The 16793-nt window shown below is 65.5% G+C and carries 20 protein-coding genes; 7 read left to right on the forward strand and 13 right to left on the reverse strand.

The features are described 5' to 3' along the window. Window positions 1-4 precede the first annotated feature (4 nt). From IVA96_RS09135 to IVA96_RS09145, 3 genes are all read left to right on the forward strand, one after another. Window positions 5-787 (forward strand): alpha/beta hydrolase, encoded by a 783-nt coding sequence (locus IVA96_RS09135; RefSeq protein WP_247281474.1) that lies wholly within the window; start codon window positions 5-7, stop codon window positions 785-787. 68 nt (window positions 788-855) lie between these two features. Then, complete coding sequence (locus IVA96_RS09140; protein WP_247281475.1) at window positions 856-1359, forward strand: DUF6496 domain-containing protein; 504 nt, start codon at window positions 856-858, stop codon at window positions 1357-1359. A 78-nt stretch (window positions 1360-1437) separates the two neighbouring features. Further along, complete coding sequence (locus IVA96_RS09145; protein WP_247416879.1) at window positions 1438-2169, forward strand: 3-oxoacyl-ACP reductase family protein; 732 nt, start codon at window positions 1438-1440, stop codon at window positions 2167-2169. 240 nt (window positions 2170-2409) lie between these two features. Here the strand turns inward: IVA96_RS09145 and IVA96_RS09150 are convergent, their stop codons facing one another. The 9 genes from IVA96_RS09150 to phnG are packed head-to-tail and all read right to left on the reverse strand — an operon-like array spanning window position 2410 to window position 9344. After that, a complete protein-coding gene (locus tag IVA96_RS09150; protein ID WP_247281477.1) occupies window positions 2410-3021 on the reverse strand; it encodes a pyridoxamine 5'-phosphate oxidase family protein in 612 nt (203 codons plus the stop codon). Window positions 3022-3049: 28 nt separating this feature from the next. Beyond that, window positions 3050-3646: a phosphonate metabolism protein/1,5-bisphosphokinase (PRPP-forming) PhnN gene (gene phnN / locus IVA96_RS09155; protein ID WP_247281478.1), complete on the reverse strand. Its 597-nt coding sequence runs from the start codon at window positions 3644-3646 to the stop codon at window positions 3050-3052. Beyond that, a complete protein-coding gene (locus tag IVA96_RS09160; protein ID WP_247281479.1) occupies window positions 3643-4800 on the reverse strand; it encodes an alpha-D-ribose 1-methylphosphonate 5-triphosphate diphosphatase in 1158 nt (385 codons plus the stop codon). The genes phnN and IVA96_RS09160 overlap by 4 nt, the downstream gene beginning before the upstream one ends. Before the next feature lie 11 nt (window positions 4801-4811). Continuing rightward, window positions 4812-5510, reverse strand: coding sequence for a phosphonate C-P lyase system protein PhnL (phnL, locus tag IVA96_RS09165; protein ID WP_247281480.1), 699 nt, complete (start codon window positions 5508-5510; stop codon window positions 4812-4814). 22 nt (window positions 5511-5532) lie between these two features. Continuing rightward, window positions 5533-6330, reverse strand: a complete 798-nt coding sequence (gene phnK, locus IVA96_RS09170; RefSeq protein WP_247281481.1) for a phosphonate C-P lyase system protein PhnK — start codon at window positions 6328-6330, stop codon at window positions 5533-5535. Beyond that, window positions 6323-7213, reverse strand: coding sequence for an alpha-D-ribose 1-methylphosphonate 5-phosphate C-P-lyase PhnJ (locus tag IVA96_RS09175; protein ID WP_247416884.1), 891 nt, complete (start codon window positions 7211-7213; stop codon window positions 6323-6325). Before IVA96_RS09175 ends, phnK begins: the two co-directional genes overlap by 8 nt. Next, window positions 7210-8313, reverse strand: coding sequence for a carbon-phosphorus lyase complex subunit PhnI (locus tag IVA96_RS09180; protein WP_247281483.1), 1104 nt, complete (start codon window positions 8311-8313; stop codon window positions 7210-7212). Before IVA96_RS09180 ends, IVA96_RS09175 begins: the two co-directional genes overlap by 4 nt. Window positions 8314-8317: 4 nt before the next feature. After that, window positions 8318-8926, reverse strand: coding sequence for a phosphonate C-P lyase system protein PhnH (phnH, locus tag IVA96_RS09185; RefSeq protein ID WP_247281484.1), 609 nt, complete (start codon window positions 8924-8926; stop codon window positions 8318-8320). Window positions 8927-8930: 4 nt separating this feature from the next. Then, the gene (gene phnG / locus IVA96_RS09190) at window positions 8931-9344 is read right to left on the reverse strand and encodes a phosphonate C-P lyase system protein PhnG (protein WP_247448914.1); all 414 of its coding nucleotides are present in this window, start codon (window positions 9342-9344) and stop codon (window positions 8931-8933) included. Window positions 9345-9502: 158 nt separating this feature from the next. Here phnG and phnF point away from each other — a divergent pair, with 158 nt between their 5' ends. Then, window positions 9503-10234, forward strand: a complete 732-nt coding sequence (gene phnF / locus IVA96_RS09195) for a phosphonate metabolism transcriptional regulator PhnF (RefSeq protein ID WP_247416887.1) — start codon at window positions 9503-9505, stop codon at window positions 10232-10234. Between the two features lie 177 nt (window positions 10235-10411). On the opposite strand, the gene phnE (IVA96_RS09200) is transcribed toward phnF, so the two are convergent. From phnE (IVA96_RS09200) to phnC, 4 genes are all read right to left on the reverse strand, one after another. Beyond that, the gene (gene phnE, locus IVA96_RS09200) at window positions 10412-11260 is read right to left on the reverse strand and encodes a phosphonate ABC transporter, permease protein PhnE (protein ID WP_247281487.1); all 849 of its coding nucleotides are present in this window, start codon (window positions 11258-11260) and stop codon (window positions 10412-10414) included. Then, a complete protein-coding gene (gene phnE / locus IVA96_RS09205) occupies window positions 11257-12141 on the reverse strand; it encodes a phosphonate ABC transporter, permease protein PhnE (protein WP_247281488.1) in 885 nt (294 codons plus the stop codon). Before phnE (IVA96_RS09205) ends, phnE (IVA96_RS09200) begins: the two co-directional genes overlap by 4 nt. A gap of 76 nt (window positions 12142-12217) precedes the next feature. Beyond that, window positions 12218-13153, reverse strand: coding sequence for a phosphonate ABC transporter substrate-binding protein (gene phnD, locus IVA96_RS09210; protein ID WP_247281489.1), 936 nt, complete (start codon window positions 13151-13153; stop codon window positions 12218-12220). A gap of 61 nt (window positions 13154-13214) precedes the next feature. Further along, window positions 13215-14024: a phosphonate ABC transporter ATP-binding protein gene (gene phnC / locus IVA96_RS09215; protein WP_247281490.1), complete on the reverse strand. Its 810-nt coding sequence runs from the start codon at window positions 14022-14024 to the stop codon at window positions 13215-13217. A 187-nt stretch (window positions 14025-14211) separates the two neighbouring features. On the opposite strand from phnC, the gene IVA96_RS09220 reads away from it, so the two are divergent. From IVA96_RS09220 to IVA96_RS09230, 3 genes are read left to right on the forward strand one after another with little or no spacing between them, the layout of a single operon-like run. Continuing rightward, window positions 14212-14883, forward strand: a complete 672-nt coding sequence (locus IVA96_RS09220) for a chloramphenicol acetyltransferase (protein ID WP_247281491.1) — start codon at window positions 14212-14214, stop codon at window positions 14881-14883. Then, on the forward strand, window positions 14880-16076 hold the full coding sequence (locus tag IVA96_RS09225; protein ID WP_247281492.1) for an alpha-D-ribose 1-methylphosphonate 5-triphosphate diphosphatase: 1197 nt from the start codon (window positions 14880-14882) through the stop codon (window positions 16074-16076). Before IVA96_RS09220 ends, IVA96_RS09225 begins: the two co-directional genes overlap by 4 nt. A gap of 18 nt (window positions 16077-16094) precedes the next feature. Next, on the forward strand, window positions 16095-16793 hold the full coding sequence (locus IVA96_RS09230; protein WP_247416890.1) for a DUF1045 domain-containing protein: 699 nt from the start codon (window positions 16095-16097) through the stop codon (window positions 16791-16793).

Consider the following 16793-nt stretch of genomic DNA (forward strand, 5'->3'; position numbering starts at 1 on the left):
CGCCATGAAGCTTTCCGTCAACGGCACCGACGTGTTTGTCGCAACCGGCGGCCGCGACTTCGACAAGTCGCTGCCCGCGGTCGCCTTCATTCACGGCGCCGGCTTCGATCATTCGACCTGGGCGCTGCACACGCGCTGGTTCGCCCATCACGGCTTTTCCGTGCTGGCGCCAGACCTGCCCGGCCACGGTCGCTCGGCCGGGCCGTCGCTGTCGACCATCGCCGAGATGGCCGACTGGACCGCGGCGCTGCTGGATGCGGCCGGCGCCGCGAAGGCGCAACTGATCGGCCATTCCATGGGCTCGCTGATCTCGCTGGAGACGGCGGCGCGGCATCCGGACAAGGTTTCCGCGCTGAGCCTGATCGGCACCGCCGCGACCATGACCGTCGGCCCGGATCTGCTCAAAGCCGCCGAAGCCAATGACCAGGACGCCGTCGACATGGTCTCGATCTGGGGTCTCGGCTTCAAGGCCGAGCTCGGGGGCAGCCTCGCGCCGGGCCTTTGGATGCATGGCGGCGCGCAGGCCGTGTTGAAGCATTGCGACCCGGGCGTGCTGTTCGGGGATCTGTCGGCCTGCAACGGCTATGCGAATGCACTTGCCGCGGCTGCGAGCGTGAAGGTCCCGACCACGCTGATTCTCGGCGAGCGGGACATGATGACTCCCGCGAAAGCCGGCAAGGCGCTGGCGGCGGCGATCCCGCATGCGAAGACCGTCATCGTGCCGGGCGCAGGGCACATGATCATGGCCGAGCGTCCCGACGAACTGCTGGCGGCGCTGAGGAACTGAAAAGGATCAATCGTCCGGGTTATGCGTTGCGGTGAGACATCCCTGTCATCTCGAAGGGAACTCGACTCATGCCAAGACAGGAAATCATTCGCAAAGCGAAGCAGGACAAGCGCGCCGGCAAATCTGCGAGCACGCAGGCCGGCGAATTCGTCAAGGACGAGATCGACAAGATTCGTAAAGGCAAGCACGGCGCACGCTCGACAAAGCAAGCCATTGCCATCGGCCTTTCCGAGGCACGCCGCGCCGGCGTCGATCTGCCGCCGCCGCGCAAGGGGCGCACCAAGAAATCGACGCGCCGCAGCGCCAAATATGCCTATGAGGTCGGCCAGGGCAAGCGCACCCCGAAGCGCCGGCCGCGCGTGTCGCGCGCCGTGGAAAATGTCCTGAAGAAGGAGCCGCGCTCAACGGCGTCGCGCAGCGCGCTGTCAAAACAGGCCAAAAGCGCCGCGAGCCGGCGAACCGCGGCGTCACGTTCGGCCGCTGCGCGGAAAGCGAGCCGCACCAAGGGCGCCAAGACCCGCTCCGCCGCCGCCAAGAAGGCGGCGCGCACCAGGGCGCGGCGGCGGCGCTAAATTCATGTAGCGGCCTTTTGACTTGAATGGCAGTGGCCGACGTCCGGCGATCCCGCTGTGATCGGATCGGAGTTTCTCATGACAGACAGTCTGAAGGGGCGCACGGCGCTCGTCACCGGCGGCTCGCGCGGAATTGGCGCGGCCGTCTGTCGCGCCCTGGCCGAGGCCGGTGCCGCCGTAGCGATCAACTGCCGCGAGCAGATCGGTCGGGCCGAGCAGCTGGCAGGCGAGATCGGCAAGCAGGGCGGCCGCGCCATCGTCGTCGCAGCCGACGTCTCGCAGCGCGAGGCCGTGACCGGCATGGTCGAGCGCGTCACGGCCGGACTCGGACCGATCGACATCCTCGTCAACAATGCTGGCATCGCGATCACGCGCGGCCTCGATGATCTCAGCGAAGACGATTTCGACCGGACCATCCTGGTCAATCTGAAATCCGTGTTCCTGTGCACGCAGGCCGTGCTGCCGTCGATGCGCTCCCGGAAGTGGGGCCGCATCGTCAACATCTCCTCCGGGGCTGCGCGCGGTGCCGGCTCGATCGGCCCGCACTACAACGCGTCCAAGGCCGGCATGGAAGGCCTCACGCGAGGTTATGCCGCGCGGCTGGTGAAGGAGGGCATCACCGTCAACGCGGTGGCGCCGTCGCTGATCGAGACCGACATGATGAGCGGCCAGCAACAGCTCGTCAGCCGCATCCCGCTCGGCCGCTTCGGCACGGCGGAGGAGGTGGCGAAGGCAGTGATGCTGCTGGTCGACAATGCCTACATGACGGGTCAGACCATCGCGCTGAGCGGCGGCATGGCGTTCAATTGAGGTGAGCCGCCGCCGCGGACTCGTTCTTCCCTTCTCCCCTTGTGGGAGAAGGTGGCATAGGCGGCCTTCGGCCGCCGTTCTCAAGAACGTCGAAGCGAAGCTTCGGCTATGGCGCCGGATGAGGGGTATCTGTCCGCGAGATCAGCTGTGAGAGGGTCGCTCGCGGAGAGATACCCCTCACCCGTCTCGCCGCTATCGCGGCGAGCCACCCTCTCCCGCAAGGGGAGAGGGTAAGAAAAGTCACCACATCGTCGCTGCGGCTCGCGCGGGCCAGGCGCGGTCGTACTCCGCGCCGCCGACCTTGTTCTCGCTCATCTCGGCCAGGATCTGGCCGGGCGTCGGCAGGGTCTTTGGGTCGACGCGCCTGTCGGGATTCCAGAGGTCGGCGCGGACGATGGCGCGGGCGCATTGGAAGTAGATCTCGTCCACGCTCATGACCATGACGCTGCGCGGCGCCTTGCCTTCGACCTTGAACGAGGCCAGCAGTTCGGGATCAATCGAGAGATGGGCGCGGCCGTTGGCACGAACCGCATTGCCGGAGCCGGGAATCAGGAACATCAGCGACACCCGGGGATCGCGCACGATATTGCGCAGGGAATCGACCCGATTGTTGCCGCGGCGATCGGGCAGCATCAGTGTCTTCGGGTCATGAATGCGGACAAAGCCAGGGAGATCGCCGCGCGGCGAGCAGTCGATGCCCTCCGGCCCGACCGTGGCGAGCGCCGCGAACGGCGCCTTCTCGATGTAGATGCGGTAGAGTGGCGTGACATGGTCGGCGACTTTCACGGTCGAGGCATCGTTGGTGACGCCGTAGATGGCCTCCAGCTGTTCAACCGTTTCGATCACCGACATTCTTCCACTCTCCTGATCGTGCCCGCCATTACTCATGCCAGCCTTCATTCCTGATCACGCGCACGAGCTGTCGGCTGTGATACTCCGCGCTGCCGGCGTTGAGGATGGTGATGTCGGCAAGCGCCCGCGCGTCATCGACACTGCGCGACAGCCGCGCCGCGATATTGCCGTCGCTGTGCCGCGCCCGCGCGGCAAGCCGCTGCGCCAGCACGTCCGGCGGTGCGGTGATCGCGACCACCACAACATTTGCATAGGCTTGGCGCAGCGCGCCGATGACCGTGCGCGAGACGTTGACGACCACCGTGCGTCCGGCACGGATATCGTCGTTGATCTCGAGCGGCAGTGCGTAGGAATGCCCGTGCGCCTGCCAGTGCATGGCGAAATCGCCATGCTGCTGACCGCGGCGGAATTCGTCAGGGGCGAGCGTGAGATTGTCTTCGGCAGCGGAGGATTCCCGCGTCACAAGGCGGCGTGGAAAGACGATGTCGTGATCCTCACTGCACGCCGCCCGCGCCAGTCGCAAAAGCGTGTCCTTGCCGGCGCCGCTGGGACCGACCACAAGTACTAGCCGCCCGGGTCCGATCGCGCCCGCTGCCTCCTGCGCCATGGCCGCGGTCTCGCTCATGCGACACGACTCCCTTCGCGCCAGACGCTGCGCACGACGGGGACGCTGCCGGCAACATGCACGCGGATCAGGTCGGCGCGCTTGCCGACCGCGATCTCGCCGCGATCGGTGAGTCCGACCGCATCGGCAGGCGCTTTGGTCACGGTGCGGATCGCCGACGGCAGATCGATCGCCGGCACATGCTCGGGCAGCTGCAGCGCACCCATCAGCAGGCTCGACGGAATGTAATCCGACGACAGGATATCGAGCAGGCCTTCGCGGGCGAGATCGACCGCGGCGATATTGCCGGAATGCGAGCCGCCGCGCACGACGTTGGGAGCGCCCATCAGGATGTCGATGCCGGCGTGATGCAGACCGCGCGCGGCCTCGAGCGTGGTGGGGAATTCCGCCACCGCGACACCGTCGCGCACGGCATCGGCGACGTTCTCCTCGGTGGTGTCGTCATGGCTTGCGAGCGGGATCTTGTACGCATGCGCCAGCGTCACGATCTCGCGCATGTTGGTCGCGGCATAGGCCTTCTGATAGGCAAAGCGCTTCGCGAACAGTTCGTCGAGCTCGGCGTCGGTCTTGCCGCCGCCCTTGCCGCGATAATAGTCGCGCAGCTTGACCTCGTCGCGAAACTGGCGCTGGCCCGGCGTGTGATCCATCAGCGACATCAGCTTGACGTCGGGCCGGTCGATCAGCTCCTTGGCCTCCTCGACGACGCTCGGCATCGGGATTTCACAGCGCAGATGCAGGAAATGGTCGGCGCGCAAGAGGCCGGCATCGCGCGCGGTCGTGATCGCGGCGGCGAGCACGCCGGCGCGGCCATCGACTTCCTCCGCGCCGTCCTCGCGCCAGACCCGGAGCGAATCGAACACGGTGGTGATGCCCGAGGTCGCGAGCTGGCCGTCATAGGAGATGACAGCGGCGACCGGATTCCAGAACACCTTCGGTCGCGGCACGTAATGCGCTTCGAGATGGTCGGTGTGAAGCTCGATCAGGCCGGGCATGACGAGGTCGCCGCCAGCATCCTCGGCGTCGGCGGGCGCCCTGCCCTCGCCGATCTCGGCGATGCGTCCGTCGACCAGAGCAAGCCAACCCTGATCGATCACCCGGTCAGCCAGCACGATCCTGGCGTTGGCGATGACGGTGTCCTTCGGCTTGGCGTTCATGTCGATTTCCTTCAGGCCGCGGCGGCGAAGCTGGTGACATCGACGATGCGGTCGGCAATCAGATGCCGGATTTCATCGTCATGGACAATGGCGACCATGGCGACGCCCTGGCGTTTTTTCTCAGCGATCAGCTCGACCGCCACAGTGCGGTTGGCGGCATCGAGCGAAGCGGTCGGCTCGTCGAGCAGCAGGATCGGCAGATCCGAGATGAAGCCGCGCGCGATGTTGACGCGCTGCTGCTCGCCGCCGGAGAAGGTCGCGGGCGGAAGCTGCCACAGCCGCTCGGGAATATTGAGACGATGCAGGAGCGCGCCCGCGCGGGCTTGCGCTTCCGGGCGCGCCAGGCCGTTCACGATCAGAGGCTCGGCGACCACGTCGATGGTCGCAACGCGGGGCACCGCGCGGAGGAACTGGCTGACATAACCGATGGTCACGCGGCGGACATTGAGCACCTGCCGCGGCTCGGCGACGGCAAGATCGATCAGCGCGCCGCGGTGGCGGATGCCGATGCGGCCGGAATCGCAGCGATAATTGCCGAAGATCATCTTCAGGATCGACGACTTGCCGGCGCCTGATGGCCCCGAGAGCACGACGCATTCGCCGGGATCGACATGGAACGTCACGCCGCGCACGACCGGCAATTCGATGCCGCCTTGCAGGTGCATCGTAAAGGTCTTCCGGGCGTCGGTGATGTCGATCATGGCAGTCATTGCAAGGCTCATGCTGGCAGGCTCATGGCGGCAGAATCGAGGAGACGAGGAGTTGCGTATAGGGCTCGCGCGGATCATCGAGCACCTGATCGGTGAGGCCGGTCTCGATGACGCGGCCGCCCTTCATCACCATCACGCGGTGCGACAAAAGGCGTGCCACCGCGAGATCATGCGTGACGATGATGACGGCGAGGTGCAGCTCGGCGACCAGGCTGCGCAGGAGATCGAGCAGGCGCGCCTGCACGGACACGTCCAGGCCGCCGGTCGGCTCGTCCATGAACACCAGCCGCGGCTCGGTGACGAGATTGCGCGCGATCTGGAGCCGCTGGCGCATGCCGCCGGAATAGGTGCGCGGCGCATCGTCGATGCGCGCGACGTCGATCTCGACGCGCATCAGCCAGTCGGAGGCGGTGTCGCGGATACGGCCGTAATGATTCCATCCCACCGCCATCAGCCGCTCGCCGACATTGGCGCCGGCCGAGACCGCCATGCGCAGACCTTGCGCAGGATCCTGATGGACATAGCCCCAGTCGGTGCGGAACAGAAAGCGCCGCTCGGCCTCGCCGAGCGTCGTAAGATCGCGGGCGACGCCGTCGCGCATCCGGTAAGAGACCCGGCCGGCGCTCGGCGTGAGTTGACCCGACAGCATTTGCAGCAGCGTCGACTTGCCCGAGCCGGATTCGCCGACGATCGCCAGCACCTCGCCGGGATAGAGCGCAAAGGACACCTCTCGGCACGCGGCAATGCGGCCGAAGGACTTGCTGAGCGACTCCGCCACCAGTAGCGGCTGGTCGCTTTCGAGCGTATCGAGTTCAGCCATGTGAGCCCGCCTTCTCCTTGTACGGTGCGGCGCTCAGGCTGCCGTGATGGCCGGCGGCCTGCCGGCCCTCGCAATAATCGGTGTCCGAGCAGACGAACATCCGACCGCCCTTGTCGTCGGTGACGATCTCGTCGAGATAGGAGTTCTCCGCGCCGCACAGCGCGCACGGCGCGTTGAAACGGTACGGCTCAAACGGATGATCCTCGAAATCCAGCGACACGACTTTCGTGTAGGGCGGGATCGCGTAGATGCGCTTCTCACGGCCGGCGCCGAACAATTGCAGCGCGGCACAATTGTCCATCTTGGGGTTGTCGAATTTCGGCGTCGGCGACGGGTCCATCACGTAGCGCGCGTTCACCTTGACCGGATAGGCATAGGCAGTCGCGATATGGCCGAAGCGGGCGATGTCCTCATAGAGTTTGACATGCATCAGGCCATATTCGGCGAGCGCATGCATGCGCCGCGTCTCGGTCTCGCGCGGCTCGAGGAAACGTAGGGGTTCAGGGATCGGCACCTGGTAGACCAGCACCTGATTTTCATGCAGCGCGGTCTCAGGAATGCGGTGGCGCGTCTGAATCACGGTTGCCTCGTCCGTCGCCGTCGTGGTGGCGACGCCCGCCGTCTTGGCGAAGAACTTTCGGATCGAGATCGCGTTGGTGGTGTCGTCGGAGCCCTGGTCAATCACCTTCAGCACGTCCTCAGGTCCCAGGATCGCCGCCGTCACCTGCACGCCACCGGTACCCCAGCCATAGGGCATCGGCATTTCGCGGCTGGCGAACGGCACCTGATAGCCGGGGATCGCGATCGTCTTGAGGATCGCACGGCGGATCATCCGCTTGGTCTGTTCGTCGAGATAGGCGAAATTATAGGCGGGCGCGTTCATTCCGCGGCCTCCTTCATGGCATCGGGCGCATTGGCCTCGGCAAACTCCTGGCGCAGCTTGCGGAGCAGGCCGAGCTCGGACTGGAAGTCGACATAATGCGGCAGCTTGAGATGCTCGACGAAGCCGGTCGCCTGCACGTTGTCCGAATGCGACATCACGAACTCCTCGTCCTGCGCGGGGGCACGCACCTCCTCGCCGAGCTCGCGAGCGCGCAGCGCCCGATCCACCAGCGCCATCGACATGGTCTTGCGCTCACTCTGGCCGAAGGCGAGGCCATAGCCGCGGGTGAAGCACGGCGCTTCCGTCGCCGAGCCCTTGAACTGGTTGACCATCTGGCACTCGGTGAGCTCGATCGAGCCGAGCGGCACGGCGAAGCCGACGTCCTCGGCGAAAAATTCGACATCGACCTCGCCAAAGCGGATCTCGCCGGCAAAGGGATGGTTCCGGCCGTAACCGCGCTGGGTGGAATAGCCCATCGCCAGCAGAAAGCCTTCGTCACCACGCGCCAGATTTTGCAGGCGCAGGTCGCGGTCCGCCGGAAAATTCAGCGGCTCGCGGGTGAGATCGCCGACGCTGGCGCCGTCCTCGGCCTGCGGCGAGGACTCGATCAGTCCGTCGCGGCCAAGAATATCCGTCACGCGCGGCGTGGGTGCCGTTGATGCTTCCGCCGTCACTGGCGCTTCCGGCACAACGCCTTTTGCGAGCGAAGGATCGAGCAGGCGGTGGGTATAGTCGAAGGTCGGCCCGAGGATCTGGCCACCTGGAATATCCTTGAAGGTCGACGACACTCGCCGCTGCACGCGCATCGCGCCGGTGTCGACCGGCTCGCTCGCGCCAAAGCGCGGCAGCGTGGCGCGGAAGGCACGGACCAGGAAGATCGCCTCGATCAGATCGCCCCGCGCCTGCTTGATCGCGAGCGCGGCGAGCTCGCGGTCATAGAGCGAGCCCTCGCTCATGACGCGGTCCACGGCGAGGCCGAGCTGCTCCGAGATCTGATCGAGCGTGACTTCCGGAACGCTTGGGTCACCGCGCCGCGCGTTTGCAAGCAGGAGATGGGCGTTCTCGATGGCGCGTTCGCCGCCTTTGACTGCGACATACATGCGGTCAGCTTTCCTTGTTCGCGACGCGGGTGGTGCGCGGGATCGCAACCACCGCATCATCGGCAACCAGCACCACATCGAGGCCGCGCGGAAACAGCGCCTCGTTGAACCGCAGGCGCTCGAACAGATCGAACGGCTTGATCGACGCCTGGAGCGTCGTGGAGCCATCGATGCCGGGGCCGCGCAGCTCGACGCTGCGTCCCGAGCCCAGACTATCGACCTGAAGGATCAATGTGGTCGAGCGATCCGGATATTCGTTGGTGCCGAGCGCGAAGCATTCGAGCGGCGGCAGCGCCGCACCGTCGCTGATCAGCGCAAAGCTGGCGATCGAAGTGTCCTGCACCACCGGCGCGCCAGTGTGGAACTTGAGCCATTTCATCACGTCGGAATTTTCTGCCATGCGCGCATCGAGCCAGAGTGGCGTGTCGTGATCGAACAGCGTCAGCGCGATCGCGGCGGTGCCGCGCATCATCGTATGAAGCGCTCCGGCTGTCGGGACGATGCGCTGGACCGAACCCGGCCGCGCCATCGCATCCATGACCGAACGAAAGGTCGATTGCGCCGACAGAACCCTGTCGGCGAAACCCGGCGGCAGTTCTGCAATCGTGGTCATGATCTCACCCCTCACCGCGCACCATGGTGTAGAAATCAACCTTCGTCGCGGCAGTCTTCGCCGCTGCCTGCTGGCGCCTCGTCATAAGCTGCTCGCGCAACGGCGCGATAATTTCGCGCTCGACGGCTGCGCCAAAATCGCTGGACTGCACCAGCGCGTCGCACAGCGCGATCAGCCGCGCCTTCTCGCTATCGCGACCGAGCGTGTAGCCGAAGCCGACCTCGCCACTGGCAAGCCGGACCGCCGCACGCGACACCGTGGCTTCGCCGAGGTTGAACGGTGCGCCGTCGCCGCCGACCCGGCCGCGCAGCATGACGAGACCGTTTTCGCCTTCGCGCAGATTTTGATGGGCCGGCAGGGCGAGTGCGCGGAGGCGGGCGGCGATCTCGCCCGCCTCCGCGTGCGCCAGCACGGCCATCGCGGCCTTGCGCTGGGCTTGCTGGTTATTCTGCTGGGTCACCAAATCCACCGAACTTGCCGATTCTAAGTTGTCTATGATAATAGACAACTTCATAAAGGAGCGCCATGACTGTTTCGTGACAAAGGCGTGATTTCTGAGCTAGGCTGACCAGCGATATGAGCATGCAAGACACTGCATCGTCGGGCGTCGCGCTGTGGCGCCTCGTCGCCGACGGCATCGAGCGCGGTATCGCCGACGGCCGCTTTGCCGCCGGCGACAAATTACCGGGCGAGATGGAGATCGCGGAAACCTACCGCGTGAACCGCCACACCGTGCGGCGCGCGCTGGCCGCGCTGGCCGAGCGCGGCCTGGTCCGGGCCGAGCGCGGCAGCGGAACCTATGTCGAGGCGCAGAGGCTGGCCTATCCGCTGCGCTCGCGCACCCGGTTCTCCGAGATCGTCGGCGCCGGCGGCCGCGAGCCGCGCGGCCAGTTGATCGAGACCTCCGATGACGTCGCGACCCGGGAGCTGGCGCGCGAGCTCGGCTTGAAGGCCGGCGCGGCGCTGCTGCGGATCGAGGCGATCCGCCTCGCCGATCGCACGCCGATCTGCGTCTCCACCACCTGGCTGTCGGCTGAGTTGTTTCCGGGCGCAGGCGCCGTGTTCGCCGCGACGCGCTCGATGACGAAGTTGCTGGAGCACTACGGCATTCGCGACTACCGCCGCGGCGCGACCCGGATAACGGCCGGCATCATCGACGCGACTGACGCCGCCCGGCTCGATCTTGCACTGGGACGACCGATCCTGGTGGTCGATGCCACCGACCACGCTCTCGACGGCAAGCCGCTGGTGACCAAGCACTCGCGGTTTGCAGCAGAGCGGGTGGAGTTTTTGGTGGACAACGGGTGAGCTGCCGCCCTCTTCCCCTCTCCCCTTGTGGGAGAGGGTGGCTTGCCGCGCAGCGGCGAGACGGGTGCGGGTTCTCTCCGCGAGTGCGGCTCTCATTTGAATGCGCGGAGACGGCCATTATCCGGCGCTTCGCGCCCCCTTCTCCCACAAGGGGAGAAGGGAAGAAGACTGCGGCCGTTAAGCGATAGCCCTTCGTCCGATAATCGCAAAGCGCAGCTTGCCGGAAATGAAATCGATCGCGGCAACCGCGACCAAGATCATCAGGATCAGGAACGACACCTTCTGCCATTCCAAGACGCGGATCTGCTCGGCGAGCTGGAGGCCAATGCCGCCGGCGCCGACGATGCCGATGATGGTGGCCGAGCGGGTGTTGGATTCGACGAAATAGAGCACCTGGCCGGCGATGACAGGCAGGACCTGCGGCAGCAGCCCGAAGCGGATCTCGTGCAGCGCGCTGCCGCCGGAGGCGCGGATGCCCTCGACCTGCTTCTGGTCGGCGCCCTCGATCGCCTCCGAGAACAGCTTTCCGAAGGCGCCGAAATCCGACACGGCGATGGCGAGCACGCCGGCGAACGGGCCGAGCCCGACCACATTGATCCACACCAGCGCCCAGATCAGCGTGTCGACGCCGCGGATCGAATCCAGCAAGCGACGAACGGGAAAGCGCAGGATCTTCGACGGCACCACGTTGCGCGCGGCCAGCAGGCTCACCGGCAGCGCGAACAGCGCCGCCAGCGTCGTGCCGAGTAGCGCGATCGACAGCGTCTCGCCCAGCGCCTTCAGATAGACCGGCAACGAGGAGCCGGGATCGGGCGGGATCATCATCAGGCTGATCCAGCCGAGCTGGCTGAGGCCTGCGAGGAACCGTGACGGCGAGAAATCGAGATCGACCAGACCATAGATCAGGATCGCGAACGCCGCGACGATCATCGCCGGCGTTGCAAGCCGCGCCGAGGCCGGCCGGTTGAACACATCGGGGTAGCGGGCGCGGATCTCTCGCGTCTCGACTTGCTGCGGCCCGGTCACGTCCGCGCCTCCTTGCCGAACAGCCGGCCGCGCAGCCATCCGGTGGTGATGTCGATGATGAAGACGGTCACGATGATGGTGACCAGGATCGCGCTGACGTCGGAGTAATAGAACTTGCGGATGGCAACGACGAGCTCCTGGCCGATGCCGCCGGCGCCGACGAAGCCCATCACCGAGGCTTCGCGCACGTTGATCTCGAAGCGCAGCAGCGCGTAGCTGGCATAACTCGCGGTGACCTGCGGCACGATTGCAAAGCGCATGCAAGACAGCCAGCTCGCCCCGGTCGAGCGGATGCCTTCGACCGGCTTCATGTCGGCGTTCTCGACGATCTCCGAGAACAGCTTGCCGAGCGCGCCGGTGGAGTGGATCGCGATCGCGAGCACGCCCGCCATCGGACCTAACCCAAAGGCGATCACGAAGATCAGCGCGAACACGATGCCGGGAACGGTGCGGGCGAATTCGAGCAGGCGCCGCACCGCAAAGCGCAGCCAGGGCGCAGGCGAAGTGTTCTCCGCCGCGAAGAAGTTCAGGGCAAAGGCGAAGGTGGCGCCGATCAGCGTGCCGACATAGGAGATCAGCAGCGTCTCGCCCAGCATCTTCAACCATTTGCGCCAGCCCCAGAGCCACTCGCCGAGATCAGTCCAGACCCGCTGGCCGCTGTCGAGCGTGAAGATGCGATCGAAATAGCTGATGAAGTTGCCGAAATAGGTGAACAGCGTGCGCAGATTCACTTCGGCGCCGATCGCTGCGAGAATAAGCGCAGCGGCAAAGATACCGGCTCCCAACAGGAGGCGCCATCGCCTGCGCGCGACCGCCTGGCGATAGGCGGCGTTGAGCACGGCAAGCTGCTGCTCGGGGAGGATCGAAACCGCGACGGTCATCTGGTCAGAACAAGTGGTCGATCAAAGAGAAAGAGCCGGGTCCATCGACCCGGCTCCAGTGCATAGTCCCAAAAACTCAGGACGCCTTCTTCTTACGCAGCGCATCGACGAACTTGATCAGCTCGATCGTGCCATCCCAGTCCTTGGTGGTGGCGGGATGAAAGCCCTTCTTCTGGCCATCGGAGAGACGGTCGAACGCGGCCTTGTCCTTGGCCGGCGCATCGAAGAATGCCTTGGCGATGGCGGCCTTGGCATCCTCCGGCAGGTCGGAATTGTAGGCATAAGGGCCGTTGATGATCGGCGCCGACTTGTGGATGATGCGGAAATCGTCCTTCTTCATCGCCGAGCCGTCGGTGTTCTTCAGCATGCCCTTGGTCAGCATCTGCGCCAGCGTGGAATCGTCATCGCTGGTCCACTGGTTGGCGGCAACGTCGACCGTGCCCTGCGCCAGCGCCAGCATCGCATTCTCGTGGCTGCCGGTGAAGACGACCTTGCCGAAATAGGTGTCGGTATCTGGGATGCCCATCTTGTCGAGTTCGAAGCGCGGCACGTTGTTGCCGGAGGTCGAGTTCGGGTCGACGAGGCCGAGATTCTTGCCCTTGAGGTCATCGACCTTCTTGTAGGGGCTGCTCGCCTTGACGAAGAACACCGAATAATAGCCGGTCGAGCCGTCCGCGTTGATGTCGTTGGCGAAGGCGTCGGTCTTGACACCGGTCAGACGGGCGCGGGCGAACGAGGCCGAGCCGTAGCTCGCGATCTGGATGTTGCCGGCACGCTGGCCTTCAATGACGGCTGCATAGTCGTTGGCGATGCGCAGCGTGACCTTCACGCCCAGTTCCTTGGAGAGATAGCTCACGAACGGCGCCCAGCGCTCGGTGACGCCGGAGGCGTTCTCCGCCGGCACGACCGCGAAGGTCAGCTCGGGATATTTGGCTTTCCAGTCGTCCGCCGAGGCGGAGGTGGCAAAGGCGAGCGCGGCGACGCCGGCAAGGATTAATCTGCGAGTGATCATGGTACCCTCTTCATCGGTTGGGGATCGCTTGACGCAAAGACTTGAGTAAAAGAGGCGAGGCTCAGGCCGCCGCGGCCGTCCCGAGCGCCGGAACGCCCTCGGGCGCCGGGATGGGCATGCCGCCCATGACGTCGGCGGCTTCGAGATCGTAGAGCTCGCGCGCCACGTGATCGGTCAGCGCGGCCGGCGCGCCATCGAACACCACGCGGCCCTGCGCCATGCCGATCAGGCGGTCGCAATAGCTGCGCGCCAGATCGAGCGAATGCAGATTGCAGAGCACGGTGATGCCGAAATGCTTGTTGATGCGCAGCAGCGCATCCATCACGATTTTGGTGTTGCGCGGATCGAGCGAGGCAATCGGTTCGTCGGCGAGGATGATGTCGGGCTGCTGGACCAGGGCGCGGGCAATCGCCACGCGCTGCTGCTGTCCGCCGGAGAGCTGGTCGGCGCGCTGGGCGGCGAGCGCGGCGATGTCGAACTGCTCCAGCGCGGACATCGCCAGCGCCTTATCCTGCTCGGGCCAGAGCTGCGACAGCGAGCGCCAGGCGGGCATCGTTGCGAGGCGCCCCATCAGGACGTTGGTGAGGACATCGAGCCGGCCGACCAGGTTGAACTGCTGGAAGATCATTGCCGAGCGCGCCCGCCACTGCCGCAGCTCCTTGCCGCGCAGCGCGGTGACATCGATGCCGTCGAACAGGATGCGGCCCTCGGTCGGCGTCGCCAGGCGGTTGATGGTCCGCAGCAGGGTCGACTTGCCGGCGCCGGACCGTCCGATCACACCGACGAAGCCGCCCGGGGCAACTTGAAACGAAGCGTCGTCCACCGCGGCCTTTGCGCCGAAGCGACACGTCAGACCTTCCACGACCAGCATGCAGGGCTCCAGATTAATCGGACCCACCGCTAACGCCGGCGCTTAACACTTGTGTGACATCCGCGTTGCGGTGCGGCGATCCAACACACGTCATCCCCTGTCATCGCCACGTCATGACGTTGTCATCAAAGCATTGTCATCAAGCCGCTCCAAGAAAAATGCCCCACCCTCGCGCTTCGGATGCAACATGGCCGCCAAAGCTCTTTCGATTCAGCCGACCATTGATCCCTCGGCCAAGCTGCACGAGGCCAGGCTCGGCGCCTACACCGAGGTCGGCGCGCGCACCGTACTGCATGAAGTGGCGATGGGCGATTACTCCTATGTCGTCAACGATGCCCAGATCACCTACACCACCATCGGAAAGTTCTGCTCGATCGCGGCAATGACGCGGATCAATCCCGGCAATCATCCGATGCATCGTGCGACCCAGGCGCATTTCACCTACCGTTCAAGCGCCTATTTCGAAGGTGAAAGCGACGACACCGAGTTCTTCGACTGGCGCCGCCAGCATCACGTCCATGTCGGTCACGATGTCTGGATCGGCCACGGCGCGATCGTGCTGCCCGGCCGCAATATCGGCACCGGCGCGGTGATCGCGGCGGGCGCTATCGTCACCAAGGACGTGCCGGCCTACACCATCGTCGCCGGCAATCCGGCGCGCATCGTGCGGCGGCGGTTCTCGGAGCAGATCGCCGGCCGGCTCGCCAAGCTCGCCTGGTGGGACTGGGATCACGACAAATTGCGTGAAGTGCTGCCCGATTTCCGCAAGCTCGGGATTGAAGATTTCCTCGCGACATACGAAGCACGGGCGAGCTCTTTCACCGGTTCTCCTGCCAGCAAACCAAGCGCGGTCGCGTGACAGACATTTTCCTTGAAGGCGGCCGGGTCCTGATCGGCGCCGGGCTCGTCGAAACCTCACTTCTCGTGTCCGGAACGGACATTGCGTTGGTCGATGTCCCTCGCGGCCGCGCGCGGCTCGCTATCGATGCCCGCGACCTGCTGGTGCTGCCAGGCATCGTCGATCTGCATGGCGATGCCTTCGAGCGCCAGATGATGCCGCGCGCCGGCGTCGATTTCCCGATCGACGTCGCGCTCGCCGACAGTGATCGTCAGGCGATCAGCAACGGCATCACCACGGTGTTCCACGCCACGACCTGTTCGTGGGAGCCTGGCTTGCGCAGCGCTGACAATGCGCGCGGCCTGATGGAGGCGATCGAGCGGCAGCGTCCGCAATTCGCCGCCGACACCCGCTTCCACCTGCGGCACGAGACCTACAATCTCGATGCCGAGACCGAGATCAGCCAGTGGCTCGCGGAAGGCCGCGTCGACCTGTTCGCCTTCAACGACCACATGGACGGCACGGTTGCGGACATGGCCAAGCCGCGCAAGCGCAACCGCATGGTGGAGCGCACCGGCCTATCGAGCGAGGAATTTGACCGGCTGGTCGAACGTGTGGTGGCGCGCGCCACCGACGTTCCGGCGTCGGTCTCGCGGCTTGCGGCGGCAGCCCGCGCCGCCGGGGTGCGAATGCTCTCGCATGACGATGCGACGCCGGCGATGCGCCAGGAGTTTCGCGATCTCGGCGCGTTGATCGCCGAGTTTCCGATCAACGAGGAGACAGCGCGGGCGGCAGCAAGCCACGGCGACGCCATCGTCTATGGCGCTCCCAACGTCGTGCGCGGCGGCAGCCATACCGGCTGGACCAGGGCGTCGGACATGGTCGCCAAGGGTCTCTGCTCGGTGCTGGCCTCGGACTATTACTATCCGGCACAGCTGCTGGCCGCATTCCGGCTCGCCGCCGACCGCGTGCTGCCGCTGGAGCAGGCCTGGGATTTGGTCTCTGCCGGACCTGCGCGTGCAACCGGCCTTACCGATCGCGGCGCCATCGCGGAAGGGCGCCGCGCCGACATTCTTTTGGTCGACGACAGCGTGGAGTTGCGGCCGCGGCTAATCGCCGTGATATCAGGCGGCAAGCTGGTGCATCTCACCGATGCGACGCGGCTGCTCACAGCAGCAGCGGCGGCGCCGCGCGAGGCTGTCGTTGCGGCTTAAATTGGTTATGCTGAGGCGATGACAGGTTTTCCCCGCTACGCGATCTATTTTGCGGCCGACGCCCACAGCGCCCTCTCCCGCTTCGGCGCCGAGCTGCTCGGCTACGATGCCTACACCGGCGACGAAGTGCCGTTTCCGCGCGAGGCACTGGATGTCGCGCCGGACTGGCGCGATATCAGCGCCGATCCCCGCAAATACGGTTTTCACGCCACACTGAAGGCGCCGATGATGCTGGCGCCGGGCAAGAGCGAGGCCGAGCTCGCGGCGGCCTGCGCGGCATTTGCTGGTAAGGAGCGACCGATTCCGGCGATACGACCGGTCGTCGATTCCATAAGCGGCTTCATTGCCGTGATCGCGGCCGAGCCGGTCGATGCGCTCCAGCAGCTCGCCGCCGATTGTGTCAGCGAATTCGACTCGTTCCGCGCCCCTCTGAGCGCGGAAGATCGCGCGCGTCGCAAGCCCGAGAAACTGAGCGAGCGGCAGCGCGATTACCTCGACCGCTGGGGCTACCCTTACGTGATGGAAGAATTTCGCTTTCACATGACCCTGACAGGACGGCTGGACGCAGAGCGCCGCGGGCCCATTCTGGAGATGCTGCGGAGCAGGTTTGCAGCGCTAGGATCCAAGACGCTCGTGATCGACCGCATCGTACTGTTCAAACAGGACGACGCGAAGGCACGCTTTCGCATCGTCGGCGAGTGGGCTTTGACGCGCTAG

Source organism: Bradyrhizobium sp. 159 (genome assembly GCF_023073795.1).
In the GTDB taxonomy this organism is placed as follows: Bacteria; Pseudomonadota; Alphaproteobacteria; order Rhizobiales; family Xanthobacteraceae; genus Bradyrhizobium.

Excerpts from the sequence above, each read along its gene's own strand:
- IVA96_RS09175 (WP_247416884.1), bottom strand. The coding sequence starts at position 7,213 with ATGAACGCGCCCGCCTATAATTTCGCCTATCTCGACGAACAGACCAAG.
- phnF (WP_247416887.1), top strand. The coding sequence starts at position 9,503 with ATGAGCATGCAAGACACTGCATCGTCGGGCGTCGCGCTGTGGCGCCTC.
- IVA96_RS09150 (WP_247281477.1), bottom strand. The coding sequence starts at position 3,021 with ATGTCGGTGATCGAAACGGTTGAACAGCTGGAGGCCATCTACGGCGTC.
- phnD (WP_247281489.1), bottom strand. The coding sequence starts at position 13,153 with ATGATCACTCGCAGATTAATCCTTGCCGGCGTCGCCGCGCTCGCCTTT.
- phnL (WP_247281480.1), bottom strand. The coding sequence starts at position 5,510 with ATGACTGCCATGATCGACATCACCGACGCCCGGAAGACCTTTACGATG.
- IVA96_RS09135 (WP_247281474.1), top strand. The coding sequence starts at position 5 with ATGAAGCTTTCCGTCAACGGCACCGACGTGTTTGTCGCAACCGGCGGC.
- IVA96_RS09180 (WP_247281483.1), bottom strand. The coding sequence starts at position 8,313 with ATGTATGTCGCAGTCAAAGGCGGCGAACGCGCCATCGAGAACGCCCAT.
- phnE (WP_247281488.1), bottom strand. The coding sequence starts at position 12,141 with ATGACCGTCGCGGTTTCGATCCTCCCCGAGCAGCAGCTTGCCGTGCTC.
- phnG (WP_247448914.1), bottom strand. The coding sequence starts at position 9,344 with ATGGCCGTGCTGGCGCACGCGGAGGCGGGCGAGATCGCCGCCCGCCTC.
- IVA96_RS09160 (WP_247281479.1), bottom strand. The coding sequence starts at position 4,800 with ATGAACGCCAAGCCGAAGGACACCGTCATCGCCAACGCCAGGATCGTG.
- phnC (WP_247281490.1), bottom strand. The coding sequence starts at position 14,024 with ATGCTGGTCGTGGAAGGTCTGACGTGTCGCTTCGGCGCAAAGGCCGCG.
- phnN (WP_247281478.1), bottom strand. The coding sequence starts at position 3,646 with ATGAGCGAGACCGCGGCCATGGCGCAGGAGGCAGCGGGCGCGATCGGA.
- IVA96_RS09230 (WP_247416890.1), top strand. The coding sequence starts at position 16,095 with ATGACAGGTTTTCCCCGCTACGCGATCTATTTTGCGGCCGACGCCCAC.
- phnK (WP_247281481.1), bottom strand. The coding sequence starts at position 6,330 with ATGGCTGAACTCGATACGCTCGAAAGCGACCAGCCGCTACTGGTGGCG.
- phnH (WP_247281484.1), bottom strand. The coding sequence starts at position 8,926 with ATGACCACGATTGCAGAACTGCCGCCGGGTTTCGCCGACAGGGTTCTG.
- IVA96_RS09145 (WP_247416879.1), top strand. The coding sequence starts at position 1,438 with ATGACAGACAGTCTGAAGGGGCGCACGGCGCTCGTCACCGGCGGCTCG.
- IVA96_RS09140 (WP_247281475.1), top strand. The coding sequence starts at position 856 with ATGCCAAGACAGGAAATCATTCGCAAAGCGAAGCAGGACAAGCGCGCC.
- IVA96_RS09220 (WP_247281491.1), top strand. The coding sequence starts at position 14,212 with ATGGCCGCCAAAGCTCTTTCGATTCAGCCGACCATTGATCCCTCGGCC.